The sequence below is a fragment of the Amycolatopsis sp. NPDC039088 genome, assembly GCF_055598845.1.
Genome location: NZ_JBVKAE010000025.1, coordinates 1 through 16,245 on the forward strand (window position 1 = coordinate 1; position 16,245 = coordinate 16,245).

Sequence of the window (16,245 nt, forward strand, 5' to 3'; positions counted from 1 at the left end):
CTCGTCGGCGAACCAGCGCCGCCCGAACGTCCGGTACCCGCTGGAGCCGGACCACCTGACCAGGGAAAACACGCTAAAACAGCACCACGCCACCGCCCTTAAGTTCCTGGCATTGGCGCTAGACGCAGTGAAGGGGGCCTTCACGTAGTTACCTGATCGAGTCGGCGCGAAATCGCCACACGGCGGGCCAGTCCACTGCCCACTGGACCGCAGTCTTCGGCACAAACAGCCCCTGGCAGGGCGAGCTCGCCGGAAGTCCGTGAAGGCCCCCTTCACTACCTTGAAGGTCAATGCCAGGCACTCAAGCCGCGGTTTCTGAGGCTCTCCAGTCGTTCATGCGGGATCCTCCGTTGATCAAGCTCGTGCCGATCAAGACCTGTGGGCCGGCGGCCGAGCGGGGAGGATTCCGGACGCTCAACGACCGGAATCTTCCCCACCCGAACGGGCGGCACTTACCGGAGTCAGGCCGCCCGACCTGGGCGAACATGTCCGACACCCGACCGCCCCACCGGCCTCAAGTTCCTGGCATTGACCGTGAGGGCAGGCAAGGAGGCCTTCACGGACTGGTCTATCCGGTCAAACAGTGGTGAGTCGGACATTTCTGCTCGGCTTGTGTCCCTTGAGGAGGGCCGAGAACCCCGGTGCGCGCAAGCAAGACCGCACGATCGCGACAGACCAGGGCGGATTCGTGCTGCCAGCATGGTCGGTACGTGCGGAACTCATGGTCCACGGTGTGAGATCGGTTGACCGCCGGGCTCCGCACTGGTTCGCTGAGGGCATGTTCGCACGTGGGATGACTGTGTCGCGGGGCCTCTCGGGTCTTGGCGTGGTCGCGTGCGTGTGTCGCTGTTGTCGGTGAACCCAGCACCCGGCCCAGCTCGACACCCTTTTCTTCCTGCGAGGACTCCTTCATGTTCGCCGTCCCGGACAACACGCTCGTCATTCCCGAAAACCCCGCCCTGCGCCACCCGGTGCGTGTCGCGCTCGAGTTCGCGGCGGACCGTGACCGCTGGCGGCATCTGCTGCGCTACGACCCGGAGCAGCGGTTCTCCGCGCTTGTCGACAGCGACGAACTGCAGGAGATCTGGCTGATGAGCTGGCTGCCGGGCCAGCACACCGACCTGCACGACCACGAATTCGCCGCGGGCGCGTTCACCGTGGTCAGCGGGCAGCTGAACGAGACCGTCGCCCGCCGCGCTGTCGACGGGCGGGCGGTGACGGAGCTGCATTCGCTGTCGGCCGGTCAGTCACGCGTCTTCGGGCCGGGCTACATCCATGAGGTGCGCAACGAGGGTCCGGACCCCGCCGTCAGCGTGCACGTCTACCGGCACCAGCCGCGTGCCATGCGCCCGTACCACCTGGACCCCATCTCCGGCCCGATCCGGGACTGACCGCCGGGTGTCGAGGGTCAGGTGAGGTCGCCGCGGAGGCGGAATTCGGCCTCGACGCGCTCTCGCGGGGCACCGGTGGCGAGCAGGGTGTGCAGCAGGAGCCGGGATTTACGCGGGTCGAGCCAGCCGGCCATGGTCGCGCCCATCGCGATCAGGTCCGACTCCGAACCACGGAAGCCATAGGTACTCCGGAACGTCGGCCCGGCGCCGGTGCGGCCGGCGACCACGATCGGCACCTCCGGCAAGGCGCGCTCGATCACGTCCGCGGTCGCGGCCGAAACGTGCCCGGCGCCGTTCGCGGCGAGCACCACCCCCTTGACCCCGGCCTTGACCAGCGTCTCCAGCAATTCCCCGGTGTCCTCGACGCCGCTCTCGACGATCGGCACCAACCCGGAGAAGTCGGCGTTCTCCACCGACAACGCCTCCGGGCGCGGCGCGACCGGGTGGAAGTAGTGCACCGCGCCCTCCGCGAGCAACCCGAGCGGGCCGGCGGGATGCGACGAGAACGCCTCGACGTGGCTCGAATGCGTCTTGCGGACCCAGCGCGCGAGGTGGACGTCGTCGTTGAACGCGACCAGCGAACCGCGTCCCCGGCTGCGGGGTTCGGCCGCGACGGTCAGCGCGGCGAGCAGGTTCGCCGCGCCGTCCGCGCTGGGCAGGCTGGGATTGCGCATGGCGCCGGTGATGACGATCGGCGCCTCGGAAGCCCAGGTCAGCTCGAAAAAGTACGCCGACTCTTCGAGCGTGTCCGTGCCTTGGACCACGACGACGCCTTGGGCGCCTTCGTCGACGGCTCGCGCGGCCCAGTCGCGGGTCTTGATCAGCGTCGCGAAGTCCATCGAGGCGCTGGAAATACCCGCGAGCGTCTCCGCGCGGACGTCCATCGCCAGGTCCTCGCCGAGGCCGCCGAGGAGGTCCTTGGCGCTGAGGCGGGGGACCGCGTGGTCTTCCCCGTCGCCGGGGACCATGGAGATGGTGCCGCCCAGGGCGGCGACGGCGACCAGCGGCCGTCGGGATTCACTCGACATACTGCCCATTCTCCAAACCTCGCCGGACCTGGGACAAGCGTTCAGTCCTCTAAACGCGTTTGACGGCCTCGATGGTGAAGCTCGCCGCCAGCCGCTCAGGATCCTTCGCCAGCCGCCATTCCTCCGTCGCGGCGTCCAGGCTCATGAAGCCCGGCAGGGCGTTCCACGGCACGCTGTCGTGTTCCACCAGCCGGGTCAGCGTCAGACCCGCGTCGAGCAGCGACATGACGATCTCGCCGAGCCCGTGGTTCCACTCGTGCGTCCGGTTGTGCTGGAACTCCACGTCGGTGTCCACATAGGTCCCCGGCTCGTCGAACACCAGAGGTTCGGCCTGCTCGAAGTACGGATAGCGGGGCGTGATCAGCGGCTGGGTCTCGTCGAGGGTGCCCAGCATCGGGTGCATGTCCCGGATGAACAGCCGTCCGCCCGGCTTCAGCAGCGAGCCGACGACCTGTCCCCAGCGGGCGATGTCGGGAAGCCAGCAGATCGCGCCGATTCCGGTGTAGACGAGGTCGAACTCCCCGGCGCCCAGCACGTCGGCGGCACTGTACACATCGGACTCGTGGTAGTCGATCTCCGCACCGGCCTCGGCGGCCAGCCGTCGCGCGATCTCCAGCGCCGGCCGGGAAAAGTCGAGTCCGGTCATCCGCGCGCCGAGGCGTGACAGGGAAAGCGTGTCGGTGCCGAGATGGCACTGCAGATGCACCCCGCGCAGGCCGTCGACGTCGCCGAGCAGCGGCCGGTCGAAGCGGACCACCCCGCTGAGGTGCGCGGGGTCCTTCACGAACCGTTCGTAGCCGTAATCCGCCGACGCCGCGTGCGCCGGGGCACGTTCGTCCCAGTTCGCCCGGTTGACGGTCACGTAGTCCGTCATGAAGTGGCGGCCTTTTCGGCGGCACTGCGCAGCACACAGAACTCGTTGCCTTCGGGGTCACCGAGGACGGCCCAGCCGGTGCCGTCCGGGTTGCGCCGGTCGTGCAGGAGGGTCGCGCCGAGCTTCAGCAGCCGCTCCACCTCTTCGTCGCGCGGGATGTCCGGCTGGAGACAAAGGTGCATGCGGTTCTTCACCGTCTTCGGTTCGGGGACCTGGCCGAAGAACAGGGTCACGCCGTTGTCCATTTCGATGATCGCTTCGGGGTCCCCGGGCTGATCGTCATCGGCCATCGGCTTGCCGACGACGCCGCTCCAGAACCGTCCCAGCTCGTAGGCGTCGGCACAGTCGAAGAAGAAATTCTGTACGACAGAGGTCATGACGCCGCAGTCTGCCCGAGCCCGCGAAACCCGGCCAACGGTTTAAGCGAGCCGAAGCCCCGGCGACCGGTGCACCTGCCGTTCCGCGTCGATGATCAGCACCTGGCAACCCGGCTGCGACGCGACCCAGGAAATCCCTTCGGTCCCCATCGCGAAAGCGGCCGTGGCCAGGGAATCCGCCGTGACGAGGTCGTCGGCGACGACCGTGACACTCAGCAGCCCGGTGGCCGGGAGCCCGGTCCGCCCGTCCAGGATGTGCGCGCCGCGCTCGTATTCCGCCGACGTCGCGACGGCACCGCCGGACGACTCCACCACGGCGCAGATCGCGTCCGGCTGTTCGGGATGCCGGATGCCGACGCGCCAGGGACGGCCGGGTTCCGGTTCGCCGGCGGTGACGACGTCGCCGCCCACGTTGATACAGAAGACGTCCAGCCCTTCGGCCAGCAGCGACGCCGCCGACCGCTGCACCGCCCAGCCCTTGACCACCGCGTTCGGGTCGAGCCGCCGTCCGGGCAACCGGGCGGTGAACGCCCCGCCGGACAGCCGTTCGTAGTGGTCGCACAGCGAAAGCACCTCGAGCAGGTCGTCACTCAGTTCCGACGGCGCGAGTTCGCCGCGGTCGTAGCGGCAGACCTCGCTGCCTGCCTTGAACGGGCTGAACCGGGCGTCGACCTCGCGCAGCCGGCCGAAGACGCCGTCGATCGCGCGCTCCACGAGGTGGCCACCGGCCCGGACGTCGACCGAGACCGGCAGGCCCATCACCTGCTCGACGCGGTTCATCTGGCGTCCAGCGCCGCCTGCAGCGATTTGACGTACGACTCGCTCGTCGCCGTGGCACCGGAGACGGTGTCGATGTCGGCGCTCTGCGCGGTCAGCGTCTCCTCCTGCAGGACGGGGATCGCGGCGACCCCGCGCCCGCTGGTCGGCCGCTGCAGCAGCCGGACTTCGGAGATCTTGTCCTCGGCCGAGATCACGAGCCGTACCTGGACGGTGCCGTAGCGGTTGCTTTCGACCGAGCCGTCCAGGGTGCGTTCGGATCCTTCGGACGCGCCACCGTCCGAAGTGGACGTGCTCGGTGCCGCGGGCGCGGCGACGGCCACGGTCTCCGAACCGAGCGGACCCGGTTCGTACAGCCAGACACCGAGGAAGCCGGCGGCCGAAAGGGCGACCGTGGCGGCGACGATGGTCTTCTTCATGATCGGGGACTCCCTGTCTCAGGCGGCGAGGCTGAAGCGTTCGGCGTGGACCTGCTGATTCGGCACCTGGAGTTCGCGCAGGCTGCGCAACGTCGCCGACGTCATCCCGGGCGGACCGCAGACGAAGACGTCCCGTTCCGTCACGTCCGGCACCATCCGGCGCAGGTTGTGCGGCCCGAGCACCGGACCGTGCGGACCGGCCAGATCGGACGGTCCACTGAGGACACGGACGACCGCGCCGCGCGCCCGTGCCAGCCCCATCAGTTCCGGCAGCAGGACGGCGTCGTTTTCGCTGCGCACGCGGTAGAGCACCACGACATGCCCGGAGATCTCCTCCAGCAGCGCGCGGATCGGCGTGATCCCCACCCCGCCCGCGACCAGCAGCGCGTCCGGTTTCCGTTGGTGCATCGTGGTGAACGCGCCGTACGGGCCTTCGGCGAACACCCGCGTGCCGACCTTCAGCGAACGCAACGACGCGCTGCCGTCACCGGCCGCCTTGGCGGTCAGCCGCAGGGTTCGGCCGTCGGGCGCGGCCGACAGCGAGAACGGATTGGCCTGCCACCAGCGATCCCTGGTCATGAAGCGCCAGAGGAAGAACTGTCCGGCCTTCGCGGGCATCTTGTCGAGATGCTTGCCGGTCATGTAGACCGAGACGACGTCGTGGGATTCGGGGACCACGGCGACGACCTTCAACCGGTGACGCAGATTCCGCGCCAGCGGCAATATCACGCGGCCGGCGATCACCGAGCCGAGCGCGACACCCCACATCGCCCACCAATAAACCTGTGCTCCCGGCGACGACGCGAACGAGCCGCCCAGCGCGATCTGATGGGTGAAGGCCAGCACGACCGCGGCGTAGGTGTAGAGGTGGATGAAATGCCAGGTCTCGTACGCCAGGCGGCGGCGGGCGAAGCGCGCGGAAACGGCGCCGACGAGCAGGATCAGCGCGAACGCGACGACAGCGCGCAGGATCCCCTCCAGTTTGGTCACCATCGTGACGAACTCGTCCACCACGCCGTTGTCCTCGACCTGGGCGTAACCCATGACGATGAAGACGAAGTGGGCGAGCAGCGTCCACAGCAGGCTGAACCCGGTCCAGCGGTGCCAGACGGTGAGCCGGTCCATGCCGAGGCGGCGGTCCAGCCACGGCAGCCGGGCGACCAGCAGCAGCTGGAACGCCATCGCCAGCGCCCCGTACAGCCCGGCGAGCCTGCCGACGCTGATGAGGACGTTGTCCGAGGGCCCGGCGGAGAAGAAGAGCATGGTCACGGCGGCCACGTTCGCCCCGATGAAGGTGAAGAGGCCCGCACGTGCCGCGATCCTGGGACGGATCGCCGGGCGCGGTCTCACGGCGGTCTGCGTCATGGTGGTCACACGTGGTTCCTTCCGGTCCGGTTCAGCTACCGAGCCTGCTGTGCCAACCTGTGACCTTTCTTGGCGGAAGCTGTCGGCTTCCTGTCGGGTGAGCTCCCGCCTCGCCCTCGCGCGCGCGTTCACGGAGGATGGGCCTTGTGCACACCGAGAACCCCGTTCGCCTGCTCGTGGTGGACGACGAGCCGCATATCGCCGACCTGGTGGCCACCGTCGCCAGGTACGAAGGCTGGGAAGCCGTCACCGCCGGATCGGGTGAGGCAGCGCTCGCCAAGGCCGCCGAATTCGCGCCCGACATCGTCGTGCTCGACCTGATGCTGCCCGGCATCGACGGGTTCACCGTGCTGGACAAGCTCCGCGAGGCGGGGACGGCCGTCCCGGTCGTCTTCCTCACCGCGAAGGACGCGACCGCCGACCGGGTCGCGGGACTCACCCGCGGCGGGGACGACTACCTGGTCAAACCGTTCTCCGTCGAGGAGCTGATGGCGCGGCTGCGCGCGGTCCTGCGCCGCAGCGGCGGCCGTCCGAGGACCGCGGCCTTGCTGCGGGTCGGTGACCTGACCCTGAACGAGGACACTCGCGAAGTCGTGCGCGGCGGCAAATCGGTCGAGCTGACGCCGACCGAGTACGAACTGCTGCGCTACCTCATGCGGCGTTCGCCCTCGGTGCTGACGAAGGCGCAGATCCTCGACCACGTCTGGGAATACGACTTCGGCGGCCGGTCCAATGTGGTCGAACTCGTCATCTCGCATCTGCGCCGCAAACTCGACGCCGGCAACGAGCCGCTGATCCACACCGTGCGTGGCGTGGGGTACGTGGTCCGGCAGGCGGCGAGATGAAAATGCTGCGCCGGTGGTTCGACGCCTGGCGCTCCTCCAGGCTCGGCACCCGCCTGGCGCTGGGGCTCGGCGTGCTGGCGCTGGTCGTGTTCGCCGTCGTCGGCACCGTGATGGTCGGCATCATGAAGGGCTACCTGGACGACCGGCTCGACGAACAGCTCGCCAAGACCCAGATCAGCCAGGTCCCGTCGCTGCGCACCACGCACGGTGGGAAACCGCAGCAGGCCTATGGCTGGTTCTCGGCGGTGTTCTCGGTGCGGAACGGTGATGCCCTGCCGCAGGCGGGCGGTTCCCTGCCGCCGGACACGAAGGCGCTCGAAAAGGTCGCCGAGGGCGCGACGCGGACCGAGGTGCTGCGCACCGTCTACATCGAGGACATGGGCACCTACCGCGTCCGGGCCTGCCCGATCGAGCCGAGCCAGAACATCGTGCTGGTCAGCGCCGCGCCGCAGGCGGATCTGGACCGGACGGTGAGCCAGCTGGTGATGGTCGAGGTCGTCGTGTTCCTGCTGGCGCTGGCGGTGCTGGTGATGGTCGGACGGCTGGTGCTGCGGCGCGGGCTGCGGCCGCTGAGCGACATGGCCGGGACGGCACACGACATCGCTTCGCACGATCTCACCACGAACGCCGATCTCCCGGTGCGCGCCAAGGCGAACGGCGGCGGCGCCGAGGTCGAGGAACTGCGGACGGCGTTCAACGTGATGCTGGCGCACCTCGATTCCTCGCTGGCCGCGCGCCGGGAGGCGAACGAACGGCTGCGGCGCTTCATCGCCGACGCCTCCCACGAACTGCGCACACCGCTGACGTCGATCCGGGGCTACGCCGAGCTTTTCCGGTACGCGGCGGCGAACGAACCCGTCGAACGCGAAGCACACCTGTCGAAGATCCGTGAAGAGACCGAGCGGATGAGCGTGCTCGTCGACGACCTCCTGTTGCTCGCGCGTCTCGACGCCCCGGAGACCGAAGCGCCGCTGCGACTGGTCGACGTCGACGTCGCCGAACTGGTCGCCGACGCGGGCGAGGCCTTCGCCGCCGGTCGCCCGGACCATCCGCTGACCGTCGGTTCGTTACCGGAAGGTGTTGTCCTGCAAGCGGATCCGGTGCGCCTGCGGCAGGTGCTGGACAATCTGCTCGCCAACGCCGCGGTGCACACGCCGCCGGGGACGGCGGTCACGCTGTCGGCTTCGGCGACGGATTCGGAGGTCGTCCTGCGGGTGAGCGACGTCGGGCCGGGGATCCCGCCGGACGCGCGGGAACGGATCTTCGACCGGTTTTACCGGGCCGACACCGCCCGCACCCGCGGCAACGGCGGGACCGGGCTCGGGCTTTCGGTGGTGCTCTCGCTGGTCTCCGCGCACGGCGGGACGATCAACGTCGAGAGCGTGCCGGGATCGACGACGTTCACCGTGCGGCTGCCACATCACCGCCCGTAATCCCCCCGGCGCGCGCTATCCGACACGCGCCTTCACGTGATCCGGGACCACCCACTCCGAAGCCAGGTCCGCCGACGGCTCCGGCTCCCCGAACACGGTCCGCACCGGCAGCACCCCCGCCCACGACAGATCCGCCGCGACCTCGTCCTCGGGATCGTCGGGACCTTCGCCGCGCATCTTCACCGACGCCTCGGTGAGGTCCAGTTCCAGCACCGAAACCGACGCGAACTCCTTCGCGTTGACGTCCCGCGCGTGCTCCCACGAACCGGGCGCGAGGTGGTCGGTGAGTACGCGGAGGCCGTGCATCTTCCGTTCGGCGTCGGTGACCGCGGTCGCCTTGCCCAGAATCACCGCGCTGCGGTAGTTCATCGAATGGTTGTTGACCGAGCGCGCGTAGACGATGCCGTCGAGCAGGGTCACCGTGACGCAGACCTCGACCCCGTCGGAGTCGCGCATACTCCTCGCGCCGGTCGATCCGTGCAGGTAGAGCGTGTTCCCGTCGCGGCCGTAGCCGGTCGGGATGACCAGCGGGAAGCCGTCGCGCACGACGCCGAGGTGGCAGATCAGGGCTTCGTCGAGCACCGCGTACAGCGCCGCGCGGTCGGTGAGCGCGCGGTTCTTCTTGCGGCCGAGAGTGGTTCGGTCGGTGGGAGAGAGCGGGGTGGACATGCGAGCAGTCTCACCCACGAGAGTGGCCTGTAATAACGGCCAATTCTCCTATACTCGAGAAGGCCACTTCTCGGAAGCGCGGAGTACAGCATGTCCGACACCGCTCTGCCGGTCAGTCTCGACCGCGATTCCGCCGTCCCGCTCGCGGTCCAGCTGGCCGACGCCTTGCGCGCGGCCGCCGGCGACGGGCATCTGCGTGGCGGCGACAGGCTGCCCTCCACCAGGGCGCTCGCCCACCGGCTCGGCGTCAGCCGCACGGTGACGTCGGCGGCGTACGAGCAGCTTCATGCGGAGGGCTGGATCGCGGGCCGCCACGGCTCCGGCACCTATGTCACCACCACGCCGCCCGCGGACAGGCCGTCGAAAGGTCCCGCCCCCGGCGCGCCCGCCACGCCGCCCACGCTGGTCGACCTCACCCCTGGCGTGCCGTGGGCCGACGGACTCGACAAGGCGGCCTGGCGCCGTGCGTGGCGGGCCGCCGCCGACCCGCGGCCGACGTATCGCGAGGACAGGTCCGGTCTGCCCGCGTATCGCGACACGGTCTCCGAACATCTGCTGCGGCACCGCGGCCTCGCCGCCGGAACGGTCTTGGCCACCGGCGGTACGACGGCGGCGGTGATCGAACTCGCGGGCGCGGTCCTCACCCGAGGAGACCGGGTCGCGATCGAGGAGCCGGGTTACCAGCGCGCGGTGCAGGCGTTCCGGCGGGCGGGGCTGGAGGTCGTCCCCGCACCCGTCGACGAGGAGGGCCTGCGTCCGGACGCGATCCCGGCCGGCGTCCGCGCCGTCTACTGCTCGCCCGCGCACCAGTACCCCCTCGGGAGCCGGATGAGCGCGTCCCGCCGGGTCGAACTGGTCGAACTCGCCCGAGCCGAGGGCATGCTGGTGATCGAGGACGACTACGACGGCGAGCTGCGGTTCGACGTCGCGCCGCTGCCGTTGCTGGCCGCGCTCGCCCCCGACGTCGTCGCGCATCTCGGGACCACGAGCAAGATCCTGACCCCGGCGCTGGGCGCGGGCTGGATGGTCGCGCCGCCGCCGGTCGCGGCCGCGGTGCTGGAATACCGGGAAGCGACCGGAACGCGCCCGTCACCCGCCGGTCAGCGGGTGCTCGTCGAGTTGGCGCGGCACGGCGATCTGGGGCGCCACTTGCGGAAGCTCCGGCGGGAACTGTCGGAACGCCGGTCGCTGGTTTCGGATGCCCTGACCTCGGCCGGTATCCCGGTGCTCGGCGACGACGCGGGGGCGCATCTGGTCGTCCCTTGTGGATCGGCGCCCGAGGAGGCGGCGCGGATGGCGGCGGCGGAACGCGCCGGGATCCGGCTCGACGGTCTCGCCCGGCACTTCGCCGGGACACCGACGGTGTTCGGGAATCTCATCGGCTACGCGGGTTGTTCGCGAGAAGCGCTCCAGTCCGCGTTGAAACCGCTGATCTCCCTGCTCGGCTGCTGATCTTGACCTCCACTTTGCTGGAGGTCGTAGCTTGCGGTCATGCAGCAGATCAGAGTGTCCCGTTTCGGTGATCCCAGCGTCCTCGAACTGGTCGAGTCGCCCACCCCCGAACCCGCCGAGGGTGAGCTTCGCGTCGCCGTGACCGCGGCCGGAGTCGGCTGGCTGGACGCCCTCATCCGCCGGGGCGAAGGCCCCGACGTGTTCGCGATCGAGCCGCCGTACGTGCCGGGCGGCGCGGTGGCGGGCACCGTCGACGCGGTGGGAGCCGGAGTCGACGAAACCTGGCTGGGCAAGCGGGTCCTCTCCCATGCGGAGGGCGGATACGGCGGGGGATACGCGGACACGGTCATCGCGCGGCCCGACGACACCTTCCCGATCCCCGAAGGCCTCGATTCCCAGCACGCGGTGGCCCTGTTCGACGACGGCAGCACCGCGCTGGCCCTGTTGGAGAAGACCCCGGTCCAGGCGGGAGAACGGGTTCTGGTGGCCCCGGGCGTCGGCGGTCTCGGCAGCCTGCTGGTGCAACTTCTCCGCGCGGCGGGGGCCACCGTCATCGCGGCGGTCCGCGGCGCGGAAAAGGCGGCGATCGCCCGGAAACTGGGCGCCGAACCGGTCGACTACTCGACGGCCGACTGGACTGGCGAGGTGCTCGCCCGCACCGGAGGCCGACGGCTGGACGTGGTGTTCGACGGCATCGGCGGCGAACTGGGCGCCGCCTCGCTCGCGCTGCTGGGGAACGGCGGCCGGTTCTCCGGCTACGGCATGTCCAGCGGTGCGGAGACCGTGATCGGCGACGCCGACCGCGCCCGGCTGACCATTGTGGACATGGCACAGCTGGTCGGTTTCTGGCCGGAGACACCGCGCCGGGTCCGGGAAGTGCTGCGGCTGGCCGCCGACGGCGCGCTGACGCCGGTCATCGGCCGGACGTATCCGCTGGCCGAGGCGGCCGCCGCGCATTCGGACATCGAGGCGCGGCGCTACACCGGGAAGAGCCTGCTCGTGCCCTGACGGGGATCAGAAGCGCAGCGGTACCGCGGGGAGATTGGCGGCGATGACGTCCGAAACGGTCTGGAGCGGCCCGGTCCCCGCGGTATCCGGCACGGTGAGCGCCGCGTAGACGGGGCGGTCCACCACGAACCAGGTCGCGCTGCCCTCACCCTCGACCTGCAGCCACTGGACACCGTTGATCGTCCGCAACTGCGAGGTCGGGGTCAGCTCCGGCGGCTTCCCGAGCCCGCACCGCAGCACCACCGGGTCGCCGGTGCCCCAGCCGATCGTCGCCTCGGGGGCGGGATCGGCCAGCTTCCGCCGGACCAGGGTGGTCCCGGACGACGTGAGCTCGTGTGGCAACGCGCCGACGAGCTTCGCGCATTCGGGCGATCCCGACTGCGGTGCCGGGACCGGGACGAGCGGAAGGGGGCCGTCGGCGGCCGGGGCGCCGGAATCCGCGCCCCGGGTCAGCCCGAAGACGGCCACGCCCGCGACGAGCAGGATCGCCAGGCAGGCGGCCGTGATCAACAGTGGTTTCGGGGGAGCGCCGGTGTCCGTGTCAGCCACCGGACCACTACACCACTCGCTACAGATTGACCACCGGGCAGGTCAGCGTCCGAGTGATGCCCTCCACGTTCTGCACCTTGGCGACCACGAGCTGGCCGAGCTGGTCGACGGTGTCGGCCTCGGCCTTGACGATGACGTCGTAGGGACCGGTGACATCCTCCGAACTGGTGACACCGGAGATGGTGGAGATCTCCGCGGCGACCGCGGCGGCTTTGCCGACCTCGGTCTGGATGAGGATGTATGCGTGGACCACGGCGCGCCCCTTCGTAAAAGTCGGCTCAAGGTAGGAACGTTGTAGCAACGTATCGCCAGCCCCGGGAAAAACCTAGGGCTTCCGACTATCGGTGATCGACATTTGTCCGGACAAGGGAAAGTGGAGGTGACGGGTGTCACCGAATGACGGCACGGTCGCCGGGACCGGTGAATTCCGGCTGATCGAAGCGGTGACGACCGGCCGGAAACAGCCGGAGACGACACTGCTCGGACCGGGGGACGACGCGGCCGTCGTGGCCACCCCGGACGGCCGGACGGTGGTGTCCACCGACGTTCTCGTGCAGGGAGTGCATTTCCGTCTCGACTGGTCCAGTGCCGAACAGGTCGGGCGCAAGGCGGTCGCGGTGAACCTCACCGACATCGCCGCCATGGGCGCCCGCCCGACGTCCGTCCTCATGGGATTCGCCTGCCCACCGGACACCGAGACGGCGCTCGTCACCGAACTCACCCAGGGCATGTGGGCCGAAGCCGACCGCGCCGGCGTCGGGATCGTCGGCGGCGACATGGTGCGAGCCGACCAGATCGTGATCAGTGTCACCGCGCTGGGCGACCTCGGCGGCCGGGAACCGGTGACGCGGTCCGGCGCGCGCCCCGGCGACGTCGTCGCGGTCTGCGGACGGCTCGGCTGGGCGGCCGCCGGACTGGCCGTGCTCGGGCGGGGTTTCCGCTCCCCGGTCAGCGTGGTCAACGCGCAGCGCTGCCCCGAACCGGACTACGAGGCCGGGATCCGCGCGGCCGACGGAGGCGCGACCTCGATGATCGACGTCTCCGACGGCCTCCTGTCCGACCTCGGCCACATCGCCACCGCCTCGGGCGTCGGGATCGACGTGCGGACGGCGGATCTCGACGTGTCGAGCAGACTGACCGAAGTCGGCACCGCGCTCGGCGCCGACCCGCTGAAATGGGTGCTCACCGGCGGTGAGGACCACGCGTTCGCGGCCACCTTCCCGCCGTTCGGCGACCTACCGGAGGGCTGGTCGGAGATCGGGGTCGTGACCATGCCGGATTCCGGGGTGACGGTGGACGGGAAGAAGTACGGACACGACAGCGGCTGGCAGCACTGGCGCTAGGAGCGGGTGGCCCACCAGGTCGACGGCGCGGCGACGGTGAAACCGAGGGATTCGTACAGCGGCCTGCCGAGCCGGGAAGCGGTGAGGGTGACCGGCAGCTCCGCCAGCGGGGCGAGGGAACCGAGCATCACCGCCCGGCCGACGCCGCGAGAGCGGAAGGCCTCGGGCGTGCCGACCCAGTAGTGACTGCCGAAGCCGTCTTCGACGAACGTGACGCACGCCCCGGCGACCTCGCCGTCGAGCCGTGCGACGAACACGGCGACCCCCGGCTGTTCGAGGATGGCCATGGGGAACATCTCACCCGGCCGGAACCGCGCCAGTTCGAAACCCTCGATCACGGCACTTTCCGCCGCGCGCAGCTCCGCCTCCTCGACCACCCGGGTCACCGCCATGGCGGGTTCGGCGACCGGGGCCGGCGGGCGCAGCATGACGGGCATCTGCCAGCTGCGCATCTCCCCCAGGTGGTTCAGGTCGGTGGCGCTGAAGGGATCTTCGGCGTCCACCGGGCCCGTTGCCCGCTCGGCGAGCTCGGTGATCTCCGCCACCTCGTCGGTGGATCACCTCGTGGCCGCGGGAAAGACCGGTCGCGGCCCAGAACTCGCTAATCTCGCGCTCATGGACATTCGCGTGCTGCCCTACGATCACCCCGACGCGGCGAAGCTGCTGGCCGAAGCCCAGCTCGAGCTGACCGCCCGGTACGGCAGTGAAGACGAGACGCCGATGGACGCGGCGCAGTTCGCCTCGCCGAGGGGACTGTTCCTGGCCGCCTACCTCGACGACGTCCCGGTCGCGTGCGGCGCGTGGCGATCGCACGACGGTCCTGAGCCGTTGGTGCCCGGTGACGCCGAGATCAAGCGCATGTACGTGATGGCTTCGGCGCGAGGACGCGGGCTCGCACGGGGCCTCCTCGCCGAGCTGGAGCGGACGGCCGCCGAGGCCGGACGGCGGCGCATGGTCCTGGAGACGGGGGACAAGCAGCCGGAAGCCATCGCTCTGTACGAGTCGGCGGGCTATCGGGAGATGCCGGGTTTCGGGTACTACAAGGACGAACCGGAAAGCATCTGCTACGCGAAGTCGCTGATTTAGGGAGAACACATGCCGATCTACGCACTGGGTGATCGCGAACCCTCGATCCACCCGGACGCCTACGTCCACCCCGACGCGACGGTGATCGGCGACGTCCGGATCGCGGCGTTCGCGTCGGTATGGCCGCAGACGGTGCTGCGCGGCGACTTCGGCTACATCGAGATCGGCGAGCGGTCCAACGTCCAGGACGGCTGTGTCCTGCACTGCACCCGGAACGAACCGACGGTGATCGGGAACTCCTCCGCCGTCGGGCATGCCGTGCACATCGAGGGCGCGCGAATCGGCGAGGGCTGCCTGATCGCGTCGGGATCGGTGGTGCTGAACGGAACCGTCGTCGAGGACGGCGGGATGGTCGGCGCGGGCGCGGTTCTCTCCTATGGGTCCCATGTGGACAGCGGGCAGATCGCGCTCGGCGTCCCGGCGAAGACGCGGCCGAACACGTCGTTCGGGCCGGACATGATCAAGCTCGTCGTCGACGGATATGTCGAGCGTGCGGCCCTTTTTCGTAAAGAACTCCGTCGGGTCGAACTCGGGCGCCTGGACCGACGTGAGTAAGCTCGCACGCCGTGACCGCACGACCGCTGCAGGACATCGTCGAAGCAGGCTGGGCGCAGGCCCTCGAACCGGTGGCGCCGCAGGTCGCCGCGATGGGGGAGTTCCTCCGCGCGGAGATCGCCGCGGGCCGGACCTACCTCCCGGCCGGGGAGCACGTGCTGAGGGCTTTCCAACAGCCGTTTCACGACGTGCGGGTGCTGATCGTCGGGCAGGACCCGTACCCGACGCCAGGGCACGCGGTCGGGCTGAGCTTCTCGGTGGCGCCGGACGTCCGGCCGATCCCGAAGAGCCTGATCAACATCTACAAGGAGTACTGCGAGGACCTCGGGCACCCGTTGCCGTCCAATGGTGACCTGACGCCGTGGGCCGAGCAGGGTGTGCTGCTGCTCAACAGGTCGCTGACGGTGCAGCCCGGGAAATCGAACTCGCACCAGGGCAAGGGCTGGGAAGCGGTCACCGAGCAGGCCATCAAGGCCCTCGCCGCGCGGGACGAGCCGATGGTGGCGATCCTGTGGGGTCGCAACGCGCGGAACCTGAAGCCGATGCTGGGGAAGGTGCCGTGCATCGAGTCGGCCCACCCGAGCCCGCTCTCGGCGCACGCCGGATTCTTCGGCTCGCGTCCGTTCAGCCGGGCGAACCAGCTGCTGGAGCAGCAGGGCTCCGCCCCCGTGGACTGGAAGCTCCCCTAGCCCCTCACCCCCGCGTTCAGTCCTCTGAATGCGGTACTTGCACGCGCAACTACCGCATTCAGAGGACTAAACGCCCATAAAAAATGGCGGATGCTCCGAAGAGCACCCGCCATTTCCCAAAAACCCGGCTCAGCCGCGAACGACCTTGCCCGCCTTGATGCACGAGGTGCAGGCGTTCAGGCGCTTGCGCTGGGACAGACCGATCTTGGCGTGAACAGTCTGGATGTTCGGGTTCCACCGGCGGTTGGTACGCCGGTGGGAGTGCGAGACCGACTTGCCAAAGCCCGGTCCCTTGCCACAGACGTCGCACACGGCAGCCACGTCGAACTCCTCTGGATCTGGGACAAAGAATGACGCGCCCAGCATGCTGGGCAACTCGACCATA

20 protein-coding genes are annotated in these 16,245 nt (G+C 69.5%); 9 read left to right on the plus strand and 11 right to left on the minus strand.

The annotated features are described in order from the left end of the window. The first annotated feature begins 911 nt into the window (after positions 1–911). Positions 912–1,391, plus strand: a complete 480-nt coding sequence (locus ACZ7KI_RS28375; protein WP_470276118.1) for a cysteine dioxygenase — start codon at positions 912–914, stop codon at positions 1,389–1,391. Between the two features lie 17 nt (positions 1,392–1,408). Here the strand turns inward: ACZ7KI_RS28375 and ACZ7KI_RS28380 are convergent, their stop codons facing one another. From ACZ7KI_RS28380 to ACZ7KI_RS28405, 6 genes are read right to left on the minus strand one after another with little or no spacing between them, the layout of a single operon-like run. After that, positions 1,409–2,419 (minus strand): asparaginase, encoded by a 1,011-nt coding sequence (locus tag ACZ7KI_RS28380; RefSeq protein WP_470276119.1) that lies wholly within the window; start codon positions 2,417–2,419, stop codon positions 1,409–1,411. A gap of 49 nt (positions 2,420–2,468) precedes the next feature. Then, positions 2,469–3,293, minus strand: a complete 825-nt coding sequence (locus ACZ7KI_RS28385; RefSeq protein WP_470276120.1) for a class I SAM-dependent methyltransferase — start codon at positions 3,291–3,293, stop codon at positions 2,469–2,471. Then, complete coding sequence (locus tag ACZ7KI_RS28390; protein ID WP_470276121.1) at positions 3,290–3,670, minus strand: VOC family protein; 381 nt, start codon at positions 3,668–3,670, stop codon at positions 3,290–3,292. Before ACZ7KI_RS28390 ends, ACZ7KI_RS28385 begins: the two co-directional genes overlap by 4 nt. Before the next feature lie 42 nt (positions 3,671–3,712). Next, entirely contained in the window at positions 3,713–4,450 is a 738-nt protein-coding gene (locus tag ACZ7KI_RS28395) for an FAD:protein FMN transferase (protein ID WP_470276122.1), read from the minus strand. Further along, positions 4,447–4,866: an FMN-binding protein gene (locus ACZ7KI_RS28400; protein ID WP_470276123.1), complete on the minus strand. Its 420-nt coding sequence runs from the start codon at positions 4,864–4,866 to the stop codon at positions 4,447–4,449. The genes ACZ7KI_RS28395 and ACZ7KI_RS28400 overlap by 4 nt, the downstream gene beginning before the upstream one ends. Before the next feature lie 18 nt (positions 4,867–4,884). Next, complete coding sequence (locus ACZ7KI_RS28405; RefSeq protein WP_470276248.1) at positions 4,885–6,231, minus strand: ferredoxin reductase family protein; 1,347 nt, start codon at positions 6,229–6,231, stop codon at positions 4,885–4,887. Between the two features lie 146 nt (positions 6,232–6,377). Between ACZ7KI_RS28405 and ACZ7KI_RS28410 the strand changes: the two genes are divergently transcribed. Both ACZ7KI_RS28410 and ACZ7KI_RS28415 read left to right on the plus strand, forming a co-directional pair. Continuing rightward, the gene (locus ACZ7KI_RS28410) at positions 6,378–7,076 is read left to right on the plus strand and encodes a response regulator transcription factor (protein ID WP_470276124.1); all 699 of its coding nucleotides are present in this window, start codon (positions 6,378–6,380) and stop codon (positions 7,074–7,076) included. Then, a complete protein-coding gene (locus ACZ7KI_RS28415; protein WP_470276125.1) occupies positions 7,073–8,509 on the plus strand; it encodes a sensor histidine kinase in 1,437 nt (478 codons plus the stop codon). Before ACZ7KI_RS28410 ends, ACZ7KI_RS28415 begins: the two co-directional genes overlap by 4 nt. A 15-nt stretch (positions 8,510–8,524) precedes the next feature. Here the strand turns inward: ACZ7KI_RS28415 and ACZ7KI_RS28420 are convergent, their stop codons facing one another. Next, positions 8,525–9,178, minus strand: coding sequence for a pyridoxamine 5'-phosphate oxidase family protein (locus ACZ7KI_RS28420; protein ID WP_465501499.1), 654 nt, complete (start codon positions 9,176–9,178; stop codon positions 8,525–8,527). A gap of 90 nt (positions 9,179–9,268) precedes the next feature. On the opposite strand from ACZ7KI_RS28420, the gene pdxR reads away from it, so the two are divergent. Continuing rightward, positions 9,269–10,630: a MocR-like pyridoxine biosynthesis transcription factor PdxR gene (gene pdxR, locus ACZ7KI_RS28425; RefSeq protein ID WP_470276126.1), complete on the plus strand. Its 1,362-nt coding sequence runs from the start codon at positions 9,269–9,271 to the stop codon at positions 10,628–10,630. A 39-nt stretch (positions 10,631–10,669) separates the two neighbouring features. Then, positions 10,670–11,638: a zinc-binding dehydrogenase gene (locus ACZ7KI_RS28430; RefSeq protein ID WP_470276127.1), complete on the plus strand. Its 969-nt coding sequence runs from the start codon at positions 10,670–10,672 to the stop codon at positions 11,636–11,638. 6 nt (positions 11,639–11,644) lie between these two features. Here the strand turns inward: ACZ7KI_RS28430 and ACZ7KI_RS28435 are convergent, their stop codons facing one another. Together ACZ7KI_RS28435 and ACZ7KI_RS28440 are read right to left on the minus strand one after the other, a co-directional pair. Continuing rightward, the gene (locus tag ACZ7KI_RS28435) at positions 11,645–12,187 is read right to left on the minus strand and encodes a DUF3515 domain-containing protein (protein WP_470276128.1); all 543 of its coding nucleotides are present in this window, start codon (positions 12,185–12,187) and stop codon (positions 11,645–11,647) included. 19 nt (positions 12,188–12,206) lie between these two features. Beyond that, positions 12,207–12,440 (minus strand): Lrp/AsnC ligand binding domain-containing protein, encoded by a 234-nt coding sequence (locus tag ACZ7KI_RS28440; protein ID WP_470276129.1) that lies wholly within the window; start codon positions 12,438–12,440, stop codon positions 12,207–12,209. Positions 12,441–12,573: 133 nt separating this feature from the next. Here ACZ7KI_RS28440 and ACZ7KI_RS28445 point away from each other — a divergent pair, with 133 nt between their 5' ends. After that, a complete protein-coding gene (locus tag ACZ7KI_RS28445) occupies positions 12,574–13,530 on the plus strand; it encodes a thiamine-phosphate kinase (RefSeq protein ID WP_470276130.1) in 957 nt (318 codons plus the stop codon). On the opposite strand, the gene ACZ7KI_RS28450 is transcribed toward ACZ7KI_RS28445, so the two are convergent. Next, a complete protein-coding gene (locus tag ACZ7KI_RS28450; protein ID WP_470276131.1) occupies positions 13,527–14,075 on the minus strand; it encodes a GNAT family N-acetyltransferase in 549 nt (182 codons plus the stop codon). The two genes, ACZ7KI_RS28445 and ACZ7KI_RS28450, sit on opposite strands and share 4 nt — an antisense overlap. A 70-nt stretch (positions 14,076–14,145) precedes the next feature. Here ACZ7KI_RS28450 and ACZ7KI_RS28455 point away from each other — a divergent pair, with 70 nt between their 5' ends. From ACZ7KI_RS28455 to ACZ7KI_RS28465, 3 genes are read left to right on the plus strand one after another with little or no spacing between them, the layout of a single operon-like run. Next, positions 14,146–14,616 carry a GNAT family N-acetyltransferase gene (locus ACZ7KI_RS28455; RefSeq protein ID WP_470276132.1) on the plus strand — a complete coding sequence of 157 codons (471 nt, stop codon included), beginning with the start codon at positions 14,146–14,148 and terminating at the stop codon, positions 14,614–14,616. Positions 14,617–14,625: 9 nt separating this feature from the next. Next, on the plus strand, positions 14,626–15,171 hold the full coding sequence (locus ACZ7KI_RS28460; protein ID WP_470276133.1) for a gamma carbonic anhydrase family protein: 546 nt from the start codon (positions 14,626–14,628) through the stop codon (positions 15,169–15,171). Positions 15,172–15,182: 11 nt separating this feature from the next. Continuing rightward, positions 15,183–15,860, plus strand: coding sequence for a uracil-DNA glycosylase (locus ACZ7KI_RS28465; protein WP_061986757.1), 678 nt, complete (start codon positions 15,183–15,185; stop codon positions 15,858–15,860). Between the two features lie 129 nt (positions 15,861–15,989). On the opposite strand, the gene rpmB is transcribed toward ACZ7KI_RS28465, so the two are convergent. Next, positions 15,990–16,181 carry a 50S ribosomal protein L28 gene (gene rpmB, locus ACZ7KI_RS28470; RefSeq protein ID WP_007031450.1) on the minus strand — a complete coding sequence of 64 codons (192 nt, stop codon included), beginning with the start codon at positions 16,179–16,181 and terminating at the stop codon, positions 15,990–15,992. Positions 16,182–16,245: the final 64 nt, after the last annotated feature.